Source organism: Delftia sp. DT-2 (assembly GCF_028401915.1).
Taxonomy (GTDB): Bacteria; Pseudomonadota; Gammaproteobacteria; order Burkholderiales; family Burkholderiaceae_C; genus Comamonas; species Comamonas tsuruhatensis.
Genome location: NZ_JAQOTI010000012.1, coordinates 115,808 through 132,378, shown reverse-complemented (window position 1 = coordinate 132,378; position 16,571 = coordinate 115,808). Strand labels below are relative to the sequence as shown.

Here is a 16,571-nt window from a genome sequence, read left to right as displayed (position 1 = left end):
AAGCCCAAGGCCAAGTAAGCCCTGCGTTTTTTCGAAGAAGGTGCTGTATCCCGCGTGGCGCGAGATCCAGCGTAGTGACCCCAAACGCAAGTGTTTTGCGCGGGTCGAGTAAGTGGGAGTCCTGTTGGCTCTCGCGGTGTCTGAAAAGACGCCAACTGAAGCAAGATAGAGGTAAAAAATGCCACGTCGTCGCGAAGTCCCCAAACGTGAAATCCTGCCGGATCCCAAGTTCGGCAATGTCGAGCTGTCCAAGTTCATGAACGTGATCATGGAAGGCGGCAAGAAGGCGGTCGCAGAACGCATCATCTACGGTGCCCTGGACCTGATTCAAAAGAAGCACCCTGACAAAGACCCGCTGGAAGCCTTCATCGTTGCCATCAACAACGTGAAGCCCATGGTCGAAGTGAAGTCCCGCCGCGTCGGCGGTGCCAACTACCAGGTGCCCGTCGAAGTGCGTCCCGTGCGTCGCCTGGCCCTGTCCATGCGTTGGCTGAAGGAAGCTGCACGCAAGCGCGGCGAGAAGTCCATGGCCCAGCGCCTGGCCAACGAGCTGCTCGAGGCCACCGAAGGCCGTGGCGGCGCCATGAAGCGCCGTGACGAAGTGCACCGCATGGCCGAAGCCAACAAGGCGTTCAGCCACTTCCGCTTCTAAGAGCGCTTCGCTCCTGATCAGACGGGCCGCATGCATTTTTGCCTGCGGCCTTGTCTCGATTAGGAGCATCCCCAGATAAGACTGCTGTCCGTCTGCACCATGAGGCTGGAACGGGCAGAGACTCCCTCCATACGATCAATCAAGGATCCATCATGGCTCGCAAGACCCCCATCGAGCGCTACCGCAATATCGGTATCTCCGCCCACATCGACGCCGGCAAAACCACCACCACCGAACGTATCCTGTTCTACACCGGTGTGACCCACAAGCTGGGCGAAGTGCACGACGGCGCTGCTACGACCGACTGGATGGAGCAAGAGCAAGAGCGCGGCATCACCATCACTTCCGCTGCAGTGACCTGCTTCTGGAAGGGCATGGACCTGTCCTACCCCGAGCACCGTTTCAACATCATCGACACCCCCGGCCACGTGGACTTCACCATCGAGGTGGAGCGTTCCATGCGCGTGCTGGACGGCGCCTGCATGGTGTACTGCGCCGTGGGCGGCGTGCAGCCCCAGTCGGAAACCGTGTGGCGTCAGGCCAACAAGTACAAGGTGCCTCGTCTGGCCTTCGTGAACAAGATGGACCGTACCGGCGCCAACTTCTTCAAGGTCGTCGAGCAGATGAAGCTGCGCCTGAAGGCCAACCCCGTGCCCGTCGTGATCCCGATCGGTGCCGAAGAAAACTTCAAGGGCGTGGTCGACCTCGTCAAGATGAAGGCCATCATCTGGGACGAAGCCTCGCAAGGCATGAAGTTCGAATACCACGAAATCCCCGCCGAGCTGGTGGAGACCGCCAACAAGTGGCGTGAAAATCTCGTGGAAGCCGCTGCCGAAGCCAGCGAAGACCTGATGAACAAGTACCTGGAAGAAGGTACTCTGTCCGAAGAAGACGTGAAGGCCGGCCTGCGCGCTCGTACGCTGGCTACCGAAATCCAGCCCATGCTGTGCGGTACCGCCTTCAAGAACAAGGGTGTGCAGCGCATGCTGGACGCCGTGATCGACTACCTGCCGGCGCCTGTGGACATCCCTGACGTCACCGGTACCGATCCCGAAAACGAAGAAACCAAGCTCAGCCGCAAGGCAGACGACGGCGAAAAGTTCTCGGCCCTGGCCTTCAAGCTGATGACCGACCCGTTCGTCGGCCAGCTGACCTTCGTGCGCGTGTACTCGGGCGTCCTGACCAAGGGCGACACCGTGTTCAACTCGGTCAAGGGCAAGAAGGAGCGTATCGGCCGTATCGTGCAGATGATGGCCAACGAGCGCGTGGAAGTCGAAGAAATCCGCGCCGGCGACATCGCTGCCTGCGTGGGCCTGAAGGACGTGACCACCGGCGAAACGCTGTGCGCCGTCGAAGCTCCCATCGTGCTGGAACGCATGGTCTTCCCCGAGCCCGTGATTGCACAGGCCGTGGAGCCCAAGTCCAAGGCCGACCAGGAAAAGATGGGCATCGCCCTGTCGCGCCTGGCTGCTGAAGATCCGTCCTTCCGCGTGCGCACCGATGAAGAATCGGGCCAGACCATCATCGCCGGCATGGGCGAGCTGCACCTGGAAATCATCGTTGACCGCATGAAGCGCGAATTCAACGTGGAAGCCAACGTGGGCAAGCCCCAGGTGGCCTACCGCGAAACCATTCGCCAGAAGGTTACCGATGTGGACGGCAAGTTCGTTCGCCAGTCCGGCGGCAAGGGCCAGTACGGCCACGTCGTGCTGACCCTGGAACCCCAGGAAGCCGGCAAGGGCTTCGAGTTCGTCGACGAAATCAAGGGCGGTGTGGTTCCTCGCGAATACATCCCTGCGGTCGAGAAGGGCGTGATCGAGGCGCTGACTTCCGGCGTGCTGGCCGGCTACCCCGTGGTGGACGTCAAGGTGCGCCTGACCTTCGGTTCGTACCACGATGTGGACTCGAACGAAATGGCCTTCAAGATGGCTGCCATCTTCGGCTTCAAGGAAGGCGCCAAGAAGGCCAGCCCCGTCATCCTCGAGCCCATGATGGCCGTGGAAGTCGAGACGCCTGAAGACTACGCCGGCACCGTGATGGGCGACCTGTCCTCGCGTCGCGGCATGGTCCAGGGCATGGACGACATGGCCGGCGGTGGCAAGTCCATCAAGGCTGAAGTGCCGCTGTCGGAAATGTTCGGCTACGCCACTTCGCTGCGTTCGCAGACGCAAGGCCGCGCTACGTACACGATGGAGTTCAAGCACTACGCCGAAGCTCCCCGCAACGTGGCCGAAGCCATCGTGGCTGCTCGCGCCAAGTAAGGCTTTTTGTATAATCGAAGGCTTTTGAGTCGCAGCCCCTGAAAAGGGGCTGCGATTTTTGCCGGTCTGCGATCCCATGCCGTCCTGTCACCTGTGCGGGGCGACCAAGCAATGGGATGCAGACCTTAAACATCACACAGGTTTTGCTCTTTCGGAGAAATCATGGCAAAGGAAAAATTCGAGCGGACCAAGCCCCACGTCAACGTGGGCACCATCGGTCACGTGGACCACGGCAAGACGACCCTGACGGCTGCCATCGCCACCGTTCTGTCCAAGAAGTTCGGCGGCGAAGCCAAGGCTTACGACCAGATCGACGCAGCACCTGAAGAAAAGGCCCGCGGCATCACGATCAACACCGCCCACGTCGAGTACGAAACGGCCAACCGCCACTACGCTCACGTTGACTGCCCCGGCCACGCCGACTACGTCAAGAACATGATCACCGGCGCTGCTCAGATGGACGGCGCTATCCTGGTGTGCTCGGCCGCTGACGGCCCGATGCCCCAGACCCGCGAGCACATCCTGCTGGCTCGTCAGGTGGGCGTGCCCTACATCATCGTGTTCCTGAACAAGTGCGACATGGTGGACGACGAAGAGCTGCTGGAGCTGGTCGAAATGGAAGTGCGCGAGCTGCTGGCCAAGTACGACTTCCCCGGCGACGACACCCCCATCATCCGCGGCTCGGCCAAGCTGGCCCTGGAAGGTGACGCAAGCGACAAGGGCGAGCCCGCCATCCTGCGTCTGGCTGAAGCCCTGGACACCTACATCCCCACGCCCGAGCGCGCTGTGGACGGTGCCTTCGCAATGCCCGTGGAAGACGTGTTCTCGATCTCCGGCCGTGGCACCGTGGTGACCGGTCGCGTTGAGCGCGGCATCATCAAGGTCGGCGAAGAAATCGAAATCGTCGGTATCCGCGACACCCAGAAGACCATCGTCACCGGCGTGGAAATGTTCCGCAAGCTGCTGGACCAAGGCCAGGCTGGCGACAACGTGGGCCTGCTGCTGCGCGGCACCAAGCGTGAAGACGTGGAACGCGGCCAAGTGCTGTGCAAGCCCGGCTCCATCAAGCCCCACACCCACTTCACGGCTGAGGTGTACGTGCTGTCCAAGGACGAAGGTGGTCGCCACACTCCGTTCTTCAACAACTACCGTCCCCAGTTCTATTTCCGCACGACCGACGTGACCGGCTCCATCGAGCTGCCCGCCGACAAGGAAATGGTGATGCCTGGCGATAACGTGTCGATCACCGTCAAGCTGATCGCCCCCATCGCCATGGAAGAAGGTCTGCGCTTCGCTATCCGCGAAGGCGGCCGTACCGTGGGCGCTGGCGTGGTTGCAAAGATCATTGCGTAATTCTTAGAAAACTAGGAATACACAATGTCCAAGCAAAAAATCCGCATCCGCCTGAAGGCGTTTGACTACAAGCTGATCGACCAGTCGGCTGCTGAAATCGTTGACACTGCCAAGCGCACCGGCGCCATCGTCAAGGGTCCCGTGCCCCTGCCGACACGCATGAAGCGCTTCGACATCCTGCGCTCGCCGCACGTCAACAAGACCAGCCGCGACCAGTTCGAAATCCGCACTCACCAGCGCCTGATGGACATCGTTGACCCGACTGACAAGACGGTTGACGCTCTGATGAAGCTGGACCTGCCCGCAGGTGTGGACGTCGAGATCAAGCTGCAATAAGTACTTCACAGGCCCCTTGCGGGGCCGTTGAAGGGCTTTGATTTAACGCGAACTTGCTTGAAAAGGCAGTTCGCGTTAAAATTTGGGGCTTCGCCTTTCTTGAGCGAAGTTTTATCAACCTTCTTTCGTGCGCAAGGCCTTGGTCATCTGGGGCGGGAGCGCAACGCTGGGCCAATTGCAGTTTCAGCGGCGGAAGTTTTGGAGCAAACAAATGAGTCTGAGCAACTCCCTCGGGTTGCTGGGTCGCAAGGTGGGCATGATGCGTCTGTTCACTGATGATGGGGACGCAGTGCCTGTCACAGTGGTGGATGTGTCGAACAACCGCGTGACTCAGGTCAAAACCCAAGAGAACGATGGCTACGTGGCCCTGCAGGTCACTTTCGGTTCGCGCAAGGCATCTCGCGTGACCAAGCCAGAAGCCGGCCACCTTGCCAAGGCAGGTGTCGAAGCCGGTGAAGTGATGGGTGAATTCCGCGTGACCGAAGAAACCGCTGGCAAGTACGCCGCAGGCTCCGTCCTGCCCGTCGCCGAGCTGTTCTCGGTGGGCCAGAAGGTGGACGTGCAAGGCACTTCCATCGGTAAGGGCTTCGCCGGCACCATCAAGCGTCACAACTTCCGCTCGCAGCGCGCCTCGCACGGCAACAGCCGTTCGCACAATGTTCCCGGCTCCATCTCGATGGCCCAGGATCCAGGTCGCGTGTTCCCGGGCAAGAAGATGACCGGCCACATGGGCGATGAAACCATCACCACCCAAAATCTCGATGTGGTTCGCATTGACGAAGCACGCCAACTGCTCTTGATCAAGGGCGCTGTTCCGGGCTCCAAGGGTGGCTTCGTGACGGTGCGCCCCGCCATCAAGGCCAAAGCTTCCAAGGGAGCGAACTAATGCAGCTCGAACTCCTGAATGAACAAGGCCAGGCCGCATCCAAGTTTGATGCGCCCGAGACTGTTTTCGGCCGTGAATTCAACGAAGACCTCGTCCACCAGATCGTGATCGCCTACCGTGCCAACGCACGCCAGGGCACTCGCGCTCAGAAGGACCGCGAGCAGGTTCGTCACACGACCGCCAAGCCGTTCAAGCAAAAGGGCACCGGCCGTGCTCGTGCCGGTATGTCCTCCTCGCCTCTGTGGCGTGGCGGCGGCCGCATCTTCCCGAATCTGCCTGAAGAAAACTTCACGCAGAAGATCAACAAGAAGATGTACCGCGCCGGCATGGTTGCCATCCTGTCGCAGCTGGCCCGCGAAGGCCGTCTGGCCGTGGTGGACTCGCTCAAGCTCGAAAGCCCCAAGACCAAGGTGCTGGCCGACAAGTTCAAGGCCATGAACCTGGAATCGGTCATGGTGATCGCTGAAGAAGTCGACGAGAACCTGTACCTGGCTTCCCGCAATCTGAAGAACGTGTTCGTGGTCGAGCCGCGCTACGCCGACCCCGTGTCGCTGGTGCACTACAAGAAAGTGCTCGTCACCAAGGGTGCGATCGACAAACTCAAGGAGATGTTCGAATGAGCACGCTCAAGTTTGACGAAGGTCGTCTGATGCAGGTGTTGGTTGCTCCCATCGTGTCCGAAAAGGCCACCATGGTTGCAGAGAAGTCCAACGCCGTGACGTTCAAGGTGCTGCAGAGCGCCACCAAGCATGAAATCAAGGCCGCCGTGGAACTGATGTTCAAGGTGGAAGTTGCTGGTGTCTCCGTGGTGAACATCAAGGGCAAGACCAAGCGCTTTGGCAAGACCACCGGCCGCCGCGACCACGTTCGCAAGGCCTACGTGATGCTCAAGCCCGGTCAAGAGCTGAACCTGTCCGGGGAGGCTGCGTAATCATGGCTGTTATCAAGCTCAAACCGACGACCCCCGGCCAACGCGGCACGGTCAAGGTCACGCGTGACCATCTGCACAAGGGTGCAGGTTTCGCCCCCCTGCTGGAGCCTCAGCACCAGAAGTCGGGCCGTAACAACAACGGTCACATCACCACCCGTCACAAGGGCGGTGGCCACAAGCACCACTATCGCGTGGTGGACTTCAAGCGCACCAAGGACGGCATCCCCGCCAAGGTCGAGCGCATTGAGTACGACCCCAACCGTACGGCCCACATCGCTCTGGTGTGCTATGCCGACGGCGAGCGTCGCTACATCATTGCTCCGCGCAACCTGGAAGTCGGCGCAACGATCGTCAGCGGTTCGGAAGCCCCGATCCGCGTGGGCAACACCCTGCCGATCCGCAACATCCCCGTGGGTTCGACCATCCACTGCATCGAACTGAAGATCGGCGCTGGCGCGCAGATCGCCCGTTCGGCAGGTACGTCGGCTACGCTGCTGGCCCGTGAAGGCATCTACGCCCAAGTGCGTATGCGTTCCGGCGAAGTGCGCAAGGTGCACATCGAATGCCGCGCGACCATCGGTGAAGTCGCCAACGAAGAGCACAGCCTGCGCCGTCTGGGCAAGGCCGGTGTGAAGCGCTGGATGGGTATCCGCCCGACCGTTCGCGGCGTGGTGATGAACCCTGTCGATCACCCGCACGGTGGTGGTGAAGGCAAGACCGGTGAAGGTCGTCACGCTGTTGACCCATGGGGCAACCTGACGAAGGGCTACCGTACCCGTAACAACAAGCGCACGCAGTCGATGATTGTGTCGCGTCGTAAGAAGTAAAGGGTAGCAAATGACTCGTTCTCTTAAAAAGGGTCCGTTTGTTGACCATCACTTGCTGGCAAAGGCCGAGAAGGCCGTCGCCACCAAGGACAAGAAGCCCGTCAAGACCTGGTCGCGTCGCTCCATGGTTCTGCCCGAGTTCATCGGTCTGACCATTGCCGTGCACAACGGCAAGCAGCACGTGCCCGTGTATGTGACTGACCAGATGGTCGGCCACAAGCTCGGCGAATTCGCGCTGACCCGTACCTTCAAGGGTCACCCGGCGGACAAAAAAGCCAAGAAGTAAGGAATAGAACATGTCTGAAACACGTGCTGTTCTCCGTGGCGTCCGCCTGTCTGTGGACAAGGGTCGCCTGGTCGCGGACCTGATCCGCGGCAAGAAAGTGGACCAAGCCCTGAACATCCTGACGTTCACGCAGAAAAAAGCTGCCGTGATCATCAAGAAGGTGCTCGAGTCCGCCATCGCCAACGCCGAGCACAACGACGGCGCCGACATTGACGAACTGAAGGTCAAGACCATCTTCGTCGAACAAGGCACCACGCTCAAGCGCTTCACCGCGCGTGCAAAGGGCCGCGGCAATCGCATCAGCAAGCCCACGTGCCACGTGTACGTGACGGTTGGCAACTGAAAGGCCTGGGAAGAATATGGGACAGAAAATCCATCCTACCGGCTTCCGCCTGGCTGTTAGCCGCAACTGGGCCAGCCGTTGGTACGCAAGCAACCGCGACTTCGCCGGCATGCTGGCCGAAGACATCAAGGTGCGCGAGTTCCTGAAGGCCAAGCTGAAGAACGCCGCCGTGTCGCGCATCCTGATCGAGCGTCCTGCAAAGAACGCCCGCATCACGATCTTCTCGGCACGTCCTGGTGTCGTGATCGGCAAGAAGGGCGAGGACATCGAGAACCTGAAGAAGGAACTCGCAACCCGTCTGGGCGTGCCCGTGGCTGTGAACATCGAAGAAGTGCGCAAGCCTGAAATCGATGCCAAGCTGATCGCCGACTCGATCTGCCAGCAGCTCGAAAAGCGCATCATGTTCCGCCGCGCCATGAAGCGTGCGATGCAAAACGCCATGCGTCTGGGTGCCCAAGGCATCAAGATCATGTCTTCGGGCCGTCTGAACGGTATCGAAATTGCACGCTGCGAGTGGTACCGCGAAGGCCGTGTGCCACTTCACACGCTGCGCGCCGACATCGACTATGGCTTCTCCGAAGCCAAGACGACCTACGGTGTGATCGGTGTGAAGGTCTGGGTCTACAAGGGTGACACGCTGGGTCGTAACGACCTGCCGGCAGCCGAGACCCCCCGCCCCGAAGACGAGCGTCGTCCTCGCGGCCCCCGCCGCGATGGTCGCGGCGATGGTCGTCGTGACGGTGCTGGCCGTGGTGCCCGCCGCCCCGCAGGCGCTAACGCAGCACCTGCAGACGGCAGCGACAAGCCCGCCGGCGCTGGCGCTGATTCCGTTAAGCGCGTTCGCAAGACTGACGCGCCCGCTACAGCAGCGGACGGTAAAGGAGAATAAAGATGCTGCAACCTGCTCGCCGCAAATACCGCAAGGAGCAAAAGGGTCGCAACACCGGTATTGCAACGCGTGGTAACTCCGTTGCTTTCGGTGACTTCGGCCTGAAGTCCACTGACCGTGGTCGCCTGACGGCACGTCAGATCGAAGCGGCTCGCCGCGCGATCTCGCGTCACGTCAAGCGCGGCGGTCGTATCTGGATCCGCGTGTTCCCGGACAAGCCAATCTCTACCAAGCCCGCAGAAGTGCGTATGGGTAACGGTAAGGGCAACCCCGAGTACTACGTGGCCGAAATCCAGCCCGGCAAGGTGCTCTACGAAATCGTGGGCGTCCCTGAAGAGCTGGCTCGTGAAGCGTTCCGCCTGGCCGCTGCAAAGCTGCCGCTGCGTACGACCTTCGTGTCCCGTCAAATTGGTGCCTAAGGAGAACAACATGACGAAAGCTGCTGAACTCCGCCAAAAAGACGTTGCCGGCCTGGAAGCCGAAGTGAAGTCCCTGCAAAAGGCTCACTTTGGTCTGCGTATGCAAAAGGCCACGCAACAGCTGGGTAACACGAACACGCTGCGTACCACGCGCCGTGACATCGCCCGCGCCAAGACCATCCTTGCTGAAAAGCAAGCCGCCAAGTAATCAGGAAGCCGACATGACGGAAGCTAAAAAATCCCTCAAGCGCACCTTGATTGGCAAGGTGGTCAGCGACAAGCGTGCCAAGACCGTGACGGTCATGGTTGAACGCCGCGTCAAGCACCCGATCTATGACAAGATCATGATCAAGTCCAGCAAGTACCACGCTCACGACGAGCAAGGTGAGTACAAGCTGGGCGACGTGATCGAAATCACGGAAAGCCGCCCGCTGTCCAAGACCAAGAACTGGGTTGCTACCCGCTTGGTGCAAAAGGCTGCTCTGGTGTAAGCCTACCTAGGCCCACCGGCTGCAAAGCCACAGGAAACGACCCACAATGTGGGTCGTTTTTTCGTTTGGGGACCGCCATTTCGGCGGCCCCCGGTTTTGCACCACAAAGGAGATAGAGATGATCAAAGTCGGAGATGCCCTGCCCGCTGCCACCCTGATGGAATACGTGGAAGTCGAAGGCAATGGCTGCAGCATCGGCCCCAACCCCGTGAAGCTGCCCGAAGCCGCTGCAGGCAAGACCATCGCGGTCTTCGCCGTGCCCGGTGCATTCACTCCCACCTGCTCGGCCAAGCATGTGCCCGGCTTCGTGGAGCAGGCCGAAGCCTTCAAGGCTGCCGGCGTGGACGAGATCTGGTGCCTGTCGGTCAACGACGCCTTCGTGATGGGCGCATGGGCCCGCGACCAGAAGACCGATGGCAAGGTGCGCATGCTGGCCGACGGCGACGCCGCATTCGCCAAGGCCACCGGCCTGACGCTGGATCTGAACGGCAAGGGCCTGGGCCTGCGCAGCAACCGCTATTCCATGCTGGTCAAGGACGGCAAGGTCATCACGCTGAACGTGGAAGGCCCTGGCAAGTTCGAGGTCAGCGACGCGGCCACTTTGCTGGGCCAGGCCAAGGCCTGATCGCGCTGCAGGCCTTCTGGCCTGTGCACCGCGCTATTGCGAAAAAAAGGCATTGCACCCGGGTGCAATGCCTTTTTGTATTGGGGGCGCTGGTTCAGCCAGGCCGGCCTAGAAGATATCGGCCTTGAGGTAGTGCGCCCCCGCGATGGGGTTGTGATAGTAGGGCGGGATTTCCTCGAAGCCCAGATCGACGTAGAGGGCGCGGGCCGATTCCATGTCGTCCAGCGTGTCCAGCAGCACATGGTCATAGCCGGCCTGGCGCGCCACATCAAGCATGGCTTCGGCCAGCTGCCGACCCAGCCCGAAACCGCGAAAGGCCTTGCGCACGAACAGGCGCCTCATCTCGGCGGCATTGGCGTAGTCGCAGTTGTCCAGGGGGCGCAGGGCGCAGCAGCCGGCCACTGCGCCATCGACCCTGGCCAGCAGGATGTGGCCGCGCGGCGCAGCGTAGTCGCCGGGCAGATCGGCGATCTCGGCCTCGAAATCTTGAAATTGCAGATCGACATCCAGGCTTGCAGCGTACTCCCGGAAGATCTGGCGGACTTCGTCCCAGTCTTCCGCGGGATTCGGCGCCAGCAAGGCGACAGCAGGCTTGTCCACGGGCACTCAGCTAAAACGACGGAAAGCGCAGTGTAGCGGCAAGCGGCCCACCTCTGGCTGCGCCGTCAGAAAGCGCCGCCAAGCTGCTGTACCCACCATGCCGCAGCGCCTGCCCCGAAGGCCAGGGCCAAGGCCAGCCAACGGCTGCCTGCCGTGTCGCGTGAGGCGGGTACTGGCGCGGACAACTGTTTGTCCCCGGTCACCATGGCTCGCACCAGGCCGCGCCCGCGCCAGGCATAGAACACGATGGCCAGAAGATGCAGGGCCACCAGTGCGTACAGCAAATACTGTCCCCAATGCGCGTGATAGGCCGTGGCCTGCGCCACCGTGTCGCCCGATGCGAAGCGGCTCAGCGGCCCGGAGAACGCAATCTCGTCATCGCTGAGCAATCCGCTGCCTACCTGGGCGATCAGCACCGCCAGCATGGCCAGCACGGACAGAGCGCCCAACGGGCTGTGGCCTGCGCTGTCGCTCTCCGCTCCTTGTCCGCGCAGATGGCGCAGCAGGGCGGAAGGTGCATGGATGAAGCTGGCAAAGCGCGACCAGCGGCCACCCACCAGGCCCCACAACAGGCGAAACAGCAGCAAGGCCAGCATGACATGGCCCAGCAGCAGATGCCAGTTCATGGCATTGCCGCCCAGTTTGGCCGTCACGACCAGGGCAATCACGGTTGCGGCCAGCAGCCAGTGAAACAGCCGGGTGGGCAGGTCCCAGATGCGGACCTTGTGCTTGGCGGCGCCTTGTGCGGTCGGTTCTTGTGCCATGGCATGAGCGTGTGGGTGGGAATGAGTGCATTGTGCCGACATGCATTCCGGAGCCGGCAGTCAATGCACCCTGGCTGCGGTCAATCAAAGCTGCGCCCGCAAGGCGTCACTGCCATACTGGCCCGGCAGATTTCCCCACACTCGAAAAGGAAAACCACGATGAAGAAAGTTTCTGCATGGGCGCTGGCCGCCCTGGTGGCCGCTACCGCGCTGCCGGCTTCCGCCCAGTTTGCCAAGTCCGAGGACGCCATCAAGTACCGCCAGGGCGCGCTGGCCGTGCTGGGCCAGCACTTCGGTCGCCTGGGTGCGATGGCGAACGGAAAGATCCCCTTCGATGCCAAGGCGGCCCAGGAAAACGCCGAGGTGGTGGCCTTCATGGCCAAGCTGCCCTGGGCAGGTTTCGGCGCAGGCACGGAGGGTGGAAAGGCCAAGCCTGAAATCTGGAAGGAGCAGGCCAAGTTCCAGGATCTGTCGGAGAAGATGCAGGCCGAGACGGTCAAGCTCGCGGCTGCGGCCAAGTCCGGCAACCTGGACCAGCTCAAGGCGGCCTTCGGCCCGGCCGCTGCCAGCTGCAAGGCCTGCCACGACAGCTTCCGCAGCCGCTGATCGGCATGCAGATGCAAAAAAACCGGCGTGATGCCGGTTTTTTTCTGGGCTTGCCTGTGCCGTATCAGGCTTCGGCCAGCAGTTTCTCGATCAGCCGGTGCAACTCGGCGAAGTCAGGCGCTCCCACATAGCGCTTCACGATGTCGCCGCGCTTGTTGACGATGTAGGTGGTGGGCGTCAGCTGCACATCGCCCCAGGCGCGGGCCACGGCGCCGGTGTTGTCCAGCGCCACCTTGAACGGCAGCTTGCGCGAATCGGCGAAGTTCACCACATAGCTGGGCGGGTCGTAGCTCATGGCCACGGCCAGGGTCTCGAAGCCCTGGCCCTGGAATTTCTGGTGGGTGGCGACGATCTCCGGCATCTCGGCCACGCAGGTGGTGCAGCTGGTGGCCCAGAAATTGACCAGCGTCACCTTGCCCTTGAAATCGGCCGTGGTCTGCTTGCTGCCATCCAGCAGCACGAAGGTCGATTGCGGCGCCGCCGTCTGGCCTGCGCCCGAATACACCCATGCGCCCATTCCGGCGGCTGCGGCGATCACCACGCCTGCGATCCAATGTTTGCTTGCCATAGCGACGATTGTGCCCAAAGTTGTGCCCGTAGGCCTGCACGCATGCCGTGCACCGCGTTTCGATGCGCGGCAAGGGCAAAAGTTCGGGTCTCGGTCAAGCGGGCCGTGTCGATAATGCCGGCATGACATTGATGGAAAGCTTTTTGATCCCCATGGCAAGGCTCCGCGCTCCTGCCATGCGGCTTGCTGCCGCTGTGCTGGTGTTGACGCCCTTGGCCGCATGCAGTCCCCGGCTGGATTGGCGGCAGGTTGCGGTCGAGGGCACGCCACTGCGTGTGCTTTTGCCTTGCGATCCGCAATCGGCCACCCGGCCGGTGGAACTGGGCCAGGGCATGGGCACGGTGCAGATGTCCATGATGGGATGCGACGCCGATGCGTCCACCTACGCGGTTTCCCACTTCCTGGTCAGCGAGCCCTCCAGGGCCGCCGAGATGCTGTCGTACTGGCAGGCGGCCGTGCTCGGTCAGATGAATCCGGGTGCGCCGGGACAGGCGCCGGCCGGCGCCAAGCAATTGCGCTCCAAGGAAGATGGCTCCTTCGTGCCTGCAGGCGCCTTGAATCTGCCGCAGTCGCTGCGCACCACGTTTGAAGGCGTGGGCCCCCAGGGCTGGAAGCTCACGGCCCATGGCGTGTGGTTTGCACGAATGGAGCCGGCGGGCGCGCGCCTCTACCATGCCGTGATCTACAGCGACAAGCCGCGCACAGACGAGGCCAACAACTTCTTCGCCAGCCTGCAACTGCAGTAGCAACAGGTTTGGAGCCACGGATGCGGGAGGCAACTGTGGCATGGAGCGCAGCGCAGGCGCGCCGTTTGCCCTGCATGCGCCTTCGCACGCCATAATCGACTCCGAACCCTGTGACTTCATGACCACGCGCATCCTTTTGTTCACCCACGCACCTTTGGCCCAGGCACTGCGCGAATGCGCCCTGCATGTGTTCGCCGACAGTGCCGAGGACGTCCTTGCCCTGGATGTGCCCGCTCAGGAGCCGCCCGAGGCCACTCTGATGCGTGCCGAGCAGTTGCTTGAAGACCATGGCGGCCTGCTGGGGCTGCCCACGCTGGTGCTGACCGACCTCTTTGGTGCGACGCCCTGCAACGTGGCGCAGCGCCTTGTGGCGCAACTGCCTGCCGGGCGGCTGGTGGCCGGAGTGAACTTGCCCATGCTGCTGCGCTCCATAGGCTATCGCCACGAGGCGCTGGAAGCCGTGGCCGAGCGTGCCTTGGCGGGAGGCAGCCATGGGGTGATGCAGGTGGGCGTGAACACGCCTCAGAACCAGAGTCCGCGACCATCCAATGATCAAGACCCCTATCACCATCAGCAATAAACTGGGCCTGCACGCCCGCGCCTCTGCCAAGCTCACCAAGCTTGCAGGCAGCTTTCCCTGCGAAGTCTGGATGAGCAAGGGCGAGCGGCGCATCAATGCCAAGAGCATCATGGGCGTGATGATGCTGGCTGCCGGCATGGGCTCCGAGGTGCTGCTGGAGACAGACGGAGCACAGGAGCAGGAAGCCATGGATGCGCTGACCGCCCTGATCAACGACAAGTTTGGCGAAGGCCAGTAATGTGCCTTTGCGGCGCTGGCAGACGGTGAGCGCAACAGAGCAACACGCGCTGGAACTGGACGATGCCGCATTGCGACGGTCCGGGGCCTGCGCAGCAGCAGGCAAAGGACAGGCGCAATGACGTTTGCAATCCACGGACTGGCCGTGTCACGGGGTATCGCCATCGGGCGTGCGGTGGTGGTGGCCTCCAGCCGCATGGAGGTGGTGCACTACTTCATCCGGCCCGACCAGGTGGACGCGGAAATCGACCGCGCCCGCAGTGCGCGCAATGCCGTCATCGACGAGCTGCGCCGCCTGCAGGATGAAATGCCCAAGGATGCGCCGGGCGAGCTGGATGCCTTGCTCGACGTCCACCTGCTGCTTTTGCAGGACGAGGCCCTGGCCGCCGCCATCAAGCACTGGATATCCGATCGCCTCTACAACGCCGAATGGGCGCTGACCACGCAGCTGGAGGTCGTCTCGCGCCAGTTCGACGAGATGGAGGACGAATACCTGCGCGAGCGCAAGGCGGACCTCGAGCAGGTGGTCGAGCGCATCCTGCGCCATATGAAGGGCATGGCCAGCCCCGTGCCCGCACCGGCCGAGCTGTTGGCAGTCGAGGCAACGGGGGAGGGCACGCCGCCGCAGCAGCCGCTGCTGCTCGATGGCGCCACCGACGCGCCGCTGGTTCTGGTGGCACAGGACCTGTCGCCAGTGGACATGCTGCAGTTCAAGAGCCGGTTGTTTGCCGGCTTCATCACGGCCGTGGGCGGCCGCACTTCGCACACGGCCATCGTGGCGCGCAGCATGGACATTCCTGCCGTGGTCGGCGCCCGGGCTGCGGGGCAACTGATCCGCCAGGACGACTGGATCATCATCGACGGCAATGCAGGGGTCGTCATCGTCGATCCCTCACCCATCATCCTGGCCGAATATGGCTTTCGCCAGCGCCAGAACGAGCTCGAGCGCGAGCGCCTCTCGCGCCTGCGCCACACGCCTGCGCTGACGCTGGACGGAGAGCGTATCGAGCTGCTGGCCAACATCGAGCAGCCCGGCGACGGGCCTGCGGCCGTGCATGCGGGCGCGGTGGGCGTGGGGCTGTTCCGCACGGAATTCCTGTTCATGGGGCGTGGCGGCAACCTGCCCGGCGAGGAAGAGCAATACCGGGCCTACCGCGAAGCCGTGGATGGAATGCAGGGCATGCCCGTGACCATTCGCACACTGGACGTGGGCGCCGACAAGCCGCTGGACAAGGCCCAGCCCAAGGACTACTACCTGAACCCCGCGCTGGGTCTGCGCGCCATCCGCTGGAGCCTGGCCGATCCGGCCATGTTCCGCACCCAGCTGCGCGCCATCCTGCGTGCTGCCGCGCATGGGCAGATCCATCTGCTGTTCCCCATGCTGGCCCACCAAAGCGAGATCGAGCAGACCCTGGCCCAGGTGAGGTTGGCGCAAAGCGAGCTTGACGCGCGCGGCGTGGCGCACGGCCCGGTCAAGCTGGGCGCCATGATCGAGGTGCCTGCGGCAGCGCTGATCGTGCGCACCTTCCTGCGCTATTTCGACTTCCTGTCCATCGGCACCAACGACCTGATCCAGTACACGCTGGCCATCGACCGCGCCGACGAGACCGTGGCCCATCTCTACGATCCCCTGCATCCCGCCGTGCTCAAGCTGGTGGCGGATGTGATCGCCGAAGGAAGGGCGCAAGGCAAGAGCGTCTGTGTCTGCGGGGAGACCGCCGGCGATGTGGCCATGACGCGCCTGCTGCTGGGCCTGGGCCTGCGCAGCTTTTCCATGCATCCGGCGCAGATCCTGGTCGTCAAGCAGGAAATCTTGCGTGCCGACACACGCAAGCTGGCCGCCTGGGCGCAGGAAGTCCTTCGTTCGGACAGCCCGGCAGCGCTGCTGAGCCCATGACTTCGGTCAAGTGAAGGCGCGAGGCAAAAAAATCACAACTTCAGTTGCGATTGATTCTCATTCGATGTTATGATCCGCTCCAATGCAGCAAGAAGCTCTCTGGTGGGGAATTCGAGCTGCAAGCTTTTTCAGTTTCATCGTGGGGCGACTCGCCAGGCCTGTTCAGCCTGCAGCAAGTCGGTTTGCCAGCCAGCGGTCTGCCGGTTAGCCAGGCTTTTTTTCTACGTGGAACGGGAAAGCACGATTGCATTCAATTCAAGCAGGGCATGCACGT

Annotated in this window: 23 protein-coding genes; 20 read left to right on the top strand and 3 right to left on the bottom strand. The window is 62.1% G+C overall.

Features of this window, described 5'->3' with window-relative positions:
* Positions 1-178: 178 nt before the first annotated feature.
* The 15 genes from rpsG to PO605_RS21905 all read left to right on the top strand — a co-directional run bounded on the left by rpsG (position 179) and on the right by PO605_RS21905 (position 10,299).
* Positions 179-652 carry a 30S ribosomal protein S7 gene (gene rpsG / locus PO605_RS21975; RefSeq protein ID WP_016448516.1) on the top strand — a complete coding sequence of 158 codons (474 nt, stop codon included), beginning with the start codon at positions 179-181 and terminating at the stop codon, positions 650-652.
* 152 nt (positions 653-804) lie between these two features.
* Positions 805-2,913, top strand: a complete 2,109-nt coding sequence (fusA, locus tag PO605_RS21970) for an elongation factor G (RefSeq protein WP_016448515.1) — start codon at positions 805-807, stop codon at positions 2,911-2,913.
* Between the two features lie 162 nt (positions 2,914-3,075).
* Positions 3,076-4,266: an elongation factor Tu gene (gene tuf / locus PO605_RS21965; RefSeq protein ID WP_016448514.1), complete on the top strand. Its 1,191-nt coding sequence runs from the start codon at positions 3,076-3,078 to the stop codon at positions 4,264-4,266.
* 24 nt (positions 4,267-4,290) lie between these two features.
* On the top strand, positions 4,291-4,602 hold the full coding sequence (rpsJ, locus tag PO605_RS21960; RefSeq protein WP_003059431.1) for a 30S ribosomal protein S10: 312 nt from the start codon (positions 4,291-4,293) through the stop codon (positions 4,600-4,602).
* 211 nt (positions 4,603-4,813) lie between these two features.
* Positions 4,814-5,488, top strand: coding sequence for a 50S ribosomal protein L3 (rplC, locus tag PO605_RS21955; protein ID WP_012202329.1), 675 nt, complete (start codon positions 4,814-4,816; stop codon positions 5,486-5,488).
* Complete coding sequence (gene rplD, locus PO605_RS21950; RefSeq protein WP_012202330.1) at positions 5,488-6,108, top strand: 50S ribosomal protein L4; 621 nt, start codon at positions 5,488-5,490, stop codon at positions 6,106-6,108. The genes rplC and rplD overlap by 1 nt, the downstream gene beginning before the upstream one ends.
* Positions 6,105-6,419 (top strand): 50S ribosomal protein L23, encoded by a 315-nt coding sequence (rplW, locus tag PO605_RS21945; protein WP_012202331.1) that lies wholly within the window; start codon positions 6,105-6,107, stop codon positions 6,417-6,419. Before rplD ends, rplW begins: the two co-directional genes overlap by 4 nt.
* Positions 6,420-6,421: 2 nt before the next feature.
* Positions 6,422-7,246, top strand: a complete 825-nt coding sequence (gene rplB / locus PO605_RS21940; protein ID WP_012202332.1) for a 50S ribosomal protein L2 — start codon at positions 6,422-6,424, stop codon at positions 7,244-7,246.
* A gap of 10 nt (positions 7,247-7,256) precedes the next feature.
* Positions 7,257-7,532, top strand: a complete 276-nt coding sequence (gene rpsS / locus PO605_RS21935; RefSeq protein WP_012202333.1) for a 30S ribosomal protein S19 — start codon at positions 7,257-7,259, stop codon at positions 7,530-7,532.
* A gap of 10 nt (positions 7,533-7,542) precedes the next feature.
* A complete protein-coding gene (gene rplV, locus PO605_RS21930) occupies positions 7,543-7,875 on the top strand; it encodes a 50S ribosomal protein L22 (RefSeq protein WP_012202334.1) in 333 nt (110 codons plus the stop codon).
* A 16-nt stretch (positions 7,876-7,891) separates the two neighbouring features.
* Positions 7,892-8,764, top strand: a complete 873-nt coding sequence (rpsC, locus tag PO605_RS21925) for a 30S ribosomal protein S3 (protein WP_047470144.1) — start codon at positions 7,892-7,894, stop codon at positions 8,762-8,764.
* 2 nt (positions 8,765-8,766) lie between these two features.
* Complete coding sequence (gene rplP, locus PO605_RS21920) at positions 8,767-9,183, top strand: 50S ribosomal protein L16 (RefSeq protein ID WP_012202336.1); 417 nt, start codon at positions 8,767-8,769, stop codon at positions 9,181-9,183.
* Positions 9,184-9,193: 10 nt separating this feature from the next.
* Complete coding sequence (rpmC, locus tag PO605_RS21915; RefSeq protein ID WP_012202337.1) at positions 9,194-9,391, top strand: 50S ribosomal protein L29; 198 nt, start codon at positions 9,194-9,196, stop codon at positions 9,389-9,391.
* 13 nt (positions 9,392-9,404) lie between these two features.
* Complete coding sequence (rpsQ, locus tag PO605_RS21910) at positions 9,405-9,674, top strand: 30S ribosomal protein S17 (RefSeq protein ID WP_016448513.1); 270 nt, start codon at positions 9,405-9,407, stop codon at positions 9,672-9,674.
* A gap of 118 nt (positions 9,675-9,792) precedes the next feature.
* Positions 9,793-10,299, top strand: a complete 507-nt coding sequence (locus PO605_RS21905) for a peroxiredoxin (protein ID WP_047468517.1) — start codon at positions 9,793-9,795, stop codon at positions 10,297-10,299.
* A gap of 108 nt (positions 10,300-10,407) precedes the next feature.
* Here the strand turns inward: PO605_RS21905 and PO605_RS21900 are convergent, their stop codons facing one another.
* Positions 10,408-10,899 (bottom strand): GNAT family N-acetyltransferase, encoded by a 492-nt coding sequence (locus tag PO605_RS21900; protein WP_016448511.1) that lies wholly within the window; start codon positions 10,897-10,899, stop codon positions 10,408-10,410.
* Between the two features lie 65 nt (positions 10,900-10,964).
* Entirely contained in the window at positions 10,965-11,663 is a 699-nt protein-coding gene (locus PO605_RS21895) for a cytochrome b/b6 domain-containing protein (protein ID WP_016453566.1), read from the bottom strand.
* 159 nt (positions 11,664-11,822) lie between these two features.
* Between PO605_RS21895 and PO605_RS21890 the strand changes: the two genes are divergently transcribed.
* Positions 11,823-12,269 (top strand): c-type cytochrome, encoded by a 447-nt coding sequence (locus PO605_RS21890; RefSeq protein ID WP_016448509.1) that lies wholly within the window; start codon positions 11,823-11,825, stop codon positions 12,267-12,269.
* A gap of 64 nt (positions 12,270-12,333) precedes the next feature.
* On the opposite strand, the gene PO605_RS21885 is transcribed toward PO605_RS21890, so the two are convergent.
* A complete protein-coding gene (locus PO605_RS21885; protein WP_017403794.1) occupies positions 12,334-12,837 on the bottom strand; it encodes a TlpA disulfide reductase family protein in 504 nt (167 codons plus the stop codon).
* A 275-nt stretch (positions 12,838-13,112) separates the two neighbouring features.
* Here PO605_RS21885 and PO605_RS21880 point away from each other — a divergent pair, with 275 nt between their 5' ends.
* The 4 genes from PO605_RS21880 to ptsP all read left to right on the top strand — a co-directional run bounded on the left by PO605_RS21880 (position 13,113) and on the right by ptsP (position 16,297).
* Positions 13,113-13,583 carry a hypothetical protein gene (locus PO605_RS21880; RefSeq protein ID WP_227468475.1) on the top strand — a complete coding sequence of 157 codons (471 nt, stop codon included), beginning with the start codon at positions 13,113-13,115 and terminating at the stop codon, positions 13,581-13,583.
* A gap of 118 nt (positions 13,584-13,701) precedes the next feature.
* Entirely contained in the window at positions 13,702-14,163 is a 462-nt protein-coding gene (locus tag PO605_RS21875) for a PTS sugar transporter subunit IIA (RefSeq protein WP_026061990.1), read from the top strand.
* The gene (locus tag PO605_RS21870; RefSeq protein WP_016448505.1) at positions 14,132-14,401 is read left to right on the top strand and encodes an HPr family phosphocarrier protein; all 270 of its coding nucleotides are present in this window, start codon (positions 14,132-14,134) and stop codon (positions 14,399-14,401) included. Before PO605_RS21875 ends, PO605_RS21870 begins: the two co-directional genes overlap by 32 nt.
* A 117-nt stretch (positions 14,402-14,518) precedes the next feature.
* Positions 14,519-16,297: a phosphoenolpyruvate--protein phosphotransferase gene (ptsP, locus tag PO605_RS21865; protein ID WP_026061991.1), complete on the top strand. Its 1,779-nt coding sequence runs from the start codon at positions 14,519-14,521 to the stop codon at positions 16,295-16,297.
* Positions 16,298-16,571 lie beyond the last annotated feature (274 nt).

Bases quoted from the DNA above. Each gene is read 5' to 3' on its own strand.
- rpsG (WP_016448516.1), top strand. From the start codon at position 179: ATGCCACGTCGTCGCGAAGTCCCCAAACGTGAAATCCTGCCGGATCCC.
- fusA (WP_016448515.1), top strand. From the start codon at position 805: ATGGCTCGCAAGACCCCCATCGAGCGCTACCGCAATATCGGTATCTCC.
- tuf (WP_016448514.1), top strand. From the start codon at position 3,076: ATGGCAAAGGAAAAATTCGAGCGGACCAAGCCCCACGTCAACGTGGGC.
- rpsJ (WP_003059431.1), top strand. From the start codon at position 4,291: ATGTCCAAGCAAAAAATCCGCATCCGCCTGAAGGCGTTTGACTACAAG.
- rplC (WP_012202329.1), top strand. From the start codon at position 4,814: ATGAGTCTGAGCAACTCCCTCGGGTTGCTGGGTCGCAAGGTGGGCATG.
- rplD (WP_012202330.1), top strand. From the start codon at position 5,488: ATGCAGCTCGAACTCCTGAATGAACAAGGCCAGGCCGCATCCAAGTTT.
- rplW (WP_012202331.1), top strand. From the start codon at position 6,105: ATGAGCACGCTCAAGTTTGACGAAGGTCGTCTGATGCAGGTGTTGGTT.
- rplB (WP_012202332.1), top strand. From the start codon at position 6,422: ATGGCTGTTATCAAGCTCAAACCGACGACCCCCGGCCAACGCGGCACG.
- rpsS (WP_012202333.1), top strand. From the start codon at position 7,257: ATGACTCGTTCTCTTAAAAAGGGTCCGTTTGTTGACCATCACTTGCTG.
- rplV (WP_012202334.1), top strand. From the start codon at position 7,543: ATGTCTGAAACACGTGCTGTTCTCCGTGGCGTCCGCCTGTCTGTGGAC.
- rpsC (WP_047470144.1), top strand. From the start codon at position 7,892: ATGGGACAGAAAATCCATCCTACCGGCTTCCGCCTGGCTGTTAGCCGC.
- rplP (WP_012202336.1), top strand. From the start codon at position 8,767: ATGCTGCAACCTGCTCGCCGCAAATACCGCAAGGAGCAAAAGGGTCGC.
- rpmC (WP_012202337.1), top strand. From the start codon at position 9,194: ATGACGAAAGCTGCTGAACTCCGCCAAAAAGACGTTGCCGGCCTGGAA.
- rpsQ (WP_016448513.1), top strand. From the start codon at position 9,405: ATGACGGAAGCTAAAAAATCCCTCAAGCGCACCTTGATTGGCAAGGTG.
- PO605_RS21905 (WP_047468517.1), top strand. From the start codon at position 9,793: ATGATCAAAGTCGGAGATGCCCTGCCCGCTGCCACCCTGATGGAATAC.
- PO605_RS21895 (WP_016453566.1), bottom strand. From the start codon at position 11,663: ATGGCACAAGAACCGACCGCACAAGGCGCCGCCAAGCACAAGGTCCGC.
- PO605_RS21890 (WP_016448509.1), top strand. From the start codon at position 11,823: ATGAAGAAAGTTTCTGCATGGGCGCTGGCCGCCCTGGTGGCCGCTACC.
- PO605_RS21885 (WP_017403794.1), bottom strand. From the start codon at position 12,837: ATGGCAAGCAAACATTGGATCGCAGGCGTGGTGATCGCCGCAGCCGCC.
- PO605_RS21875 (WP_026061990.1), top strand. From the start codon at position 13,702: ATGACCACGCGCATCCTTTTGTTCACCCACGCACCTTTGGCCCAGGCA.
- PO605_RS21870 (WP_016448505.1), top strand. From the start codon at position 14,132: ATGATCAAGACCCCTATCACCATCAGCAATAAACTGGGCCTGCACGCC.
- ptsP (WP_026061991.1), top strand. From the start codon at position 14,519: ATGACGTTTGCAATCCACGGACTGGCCGTGTCACGGGGTATCGCCATC.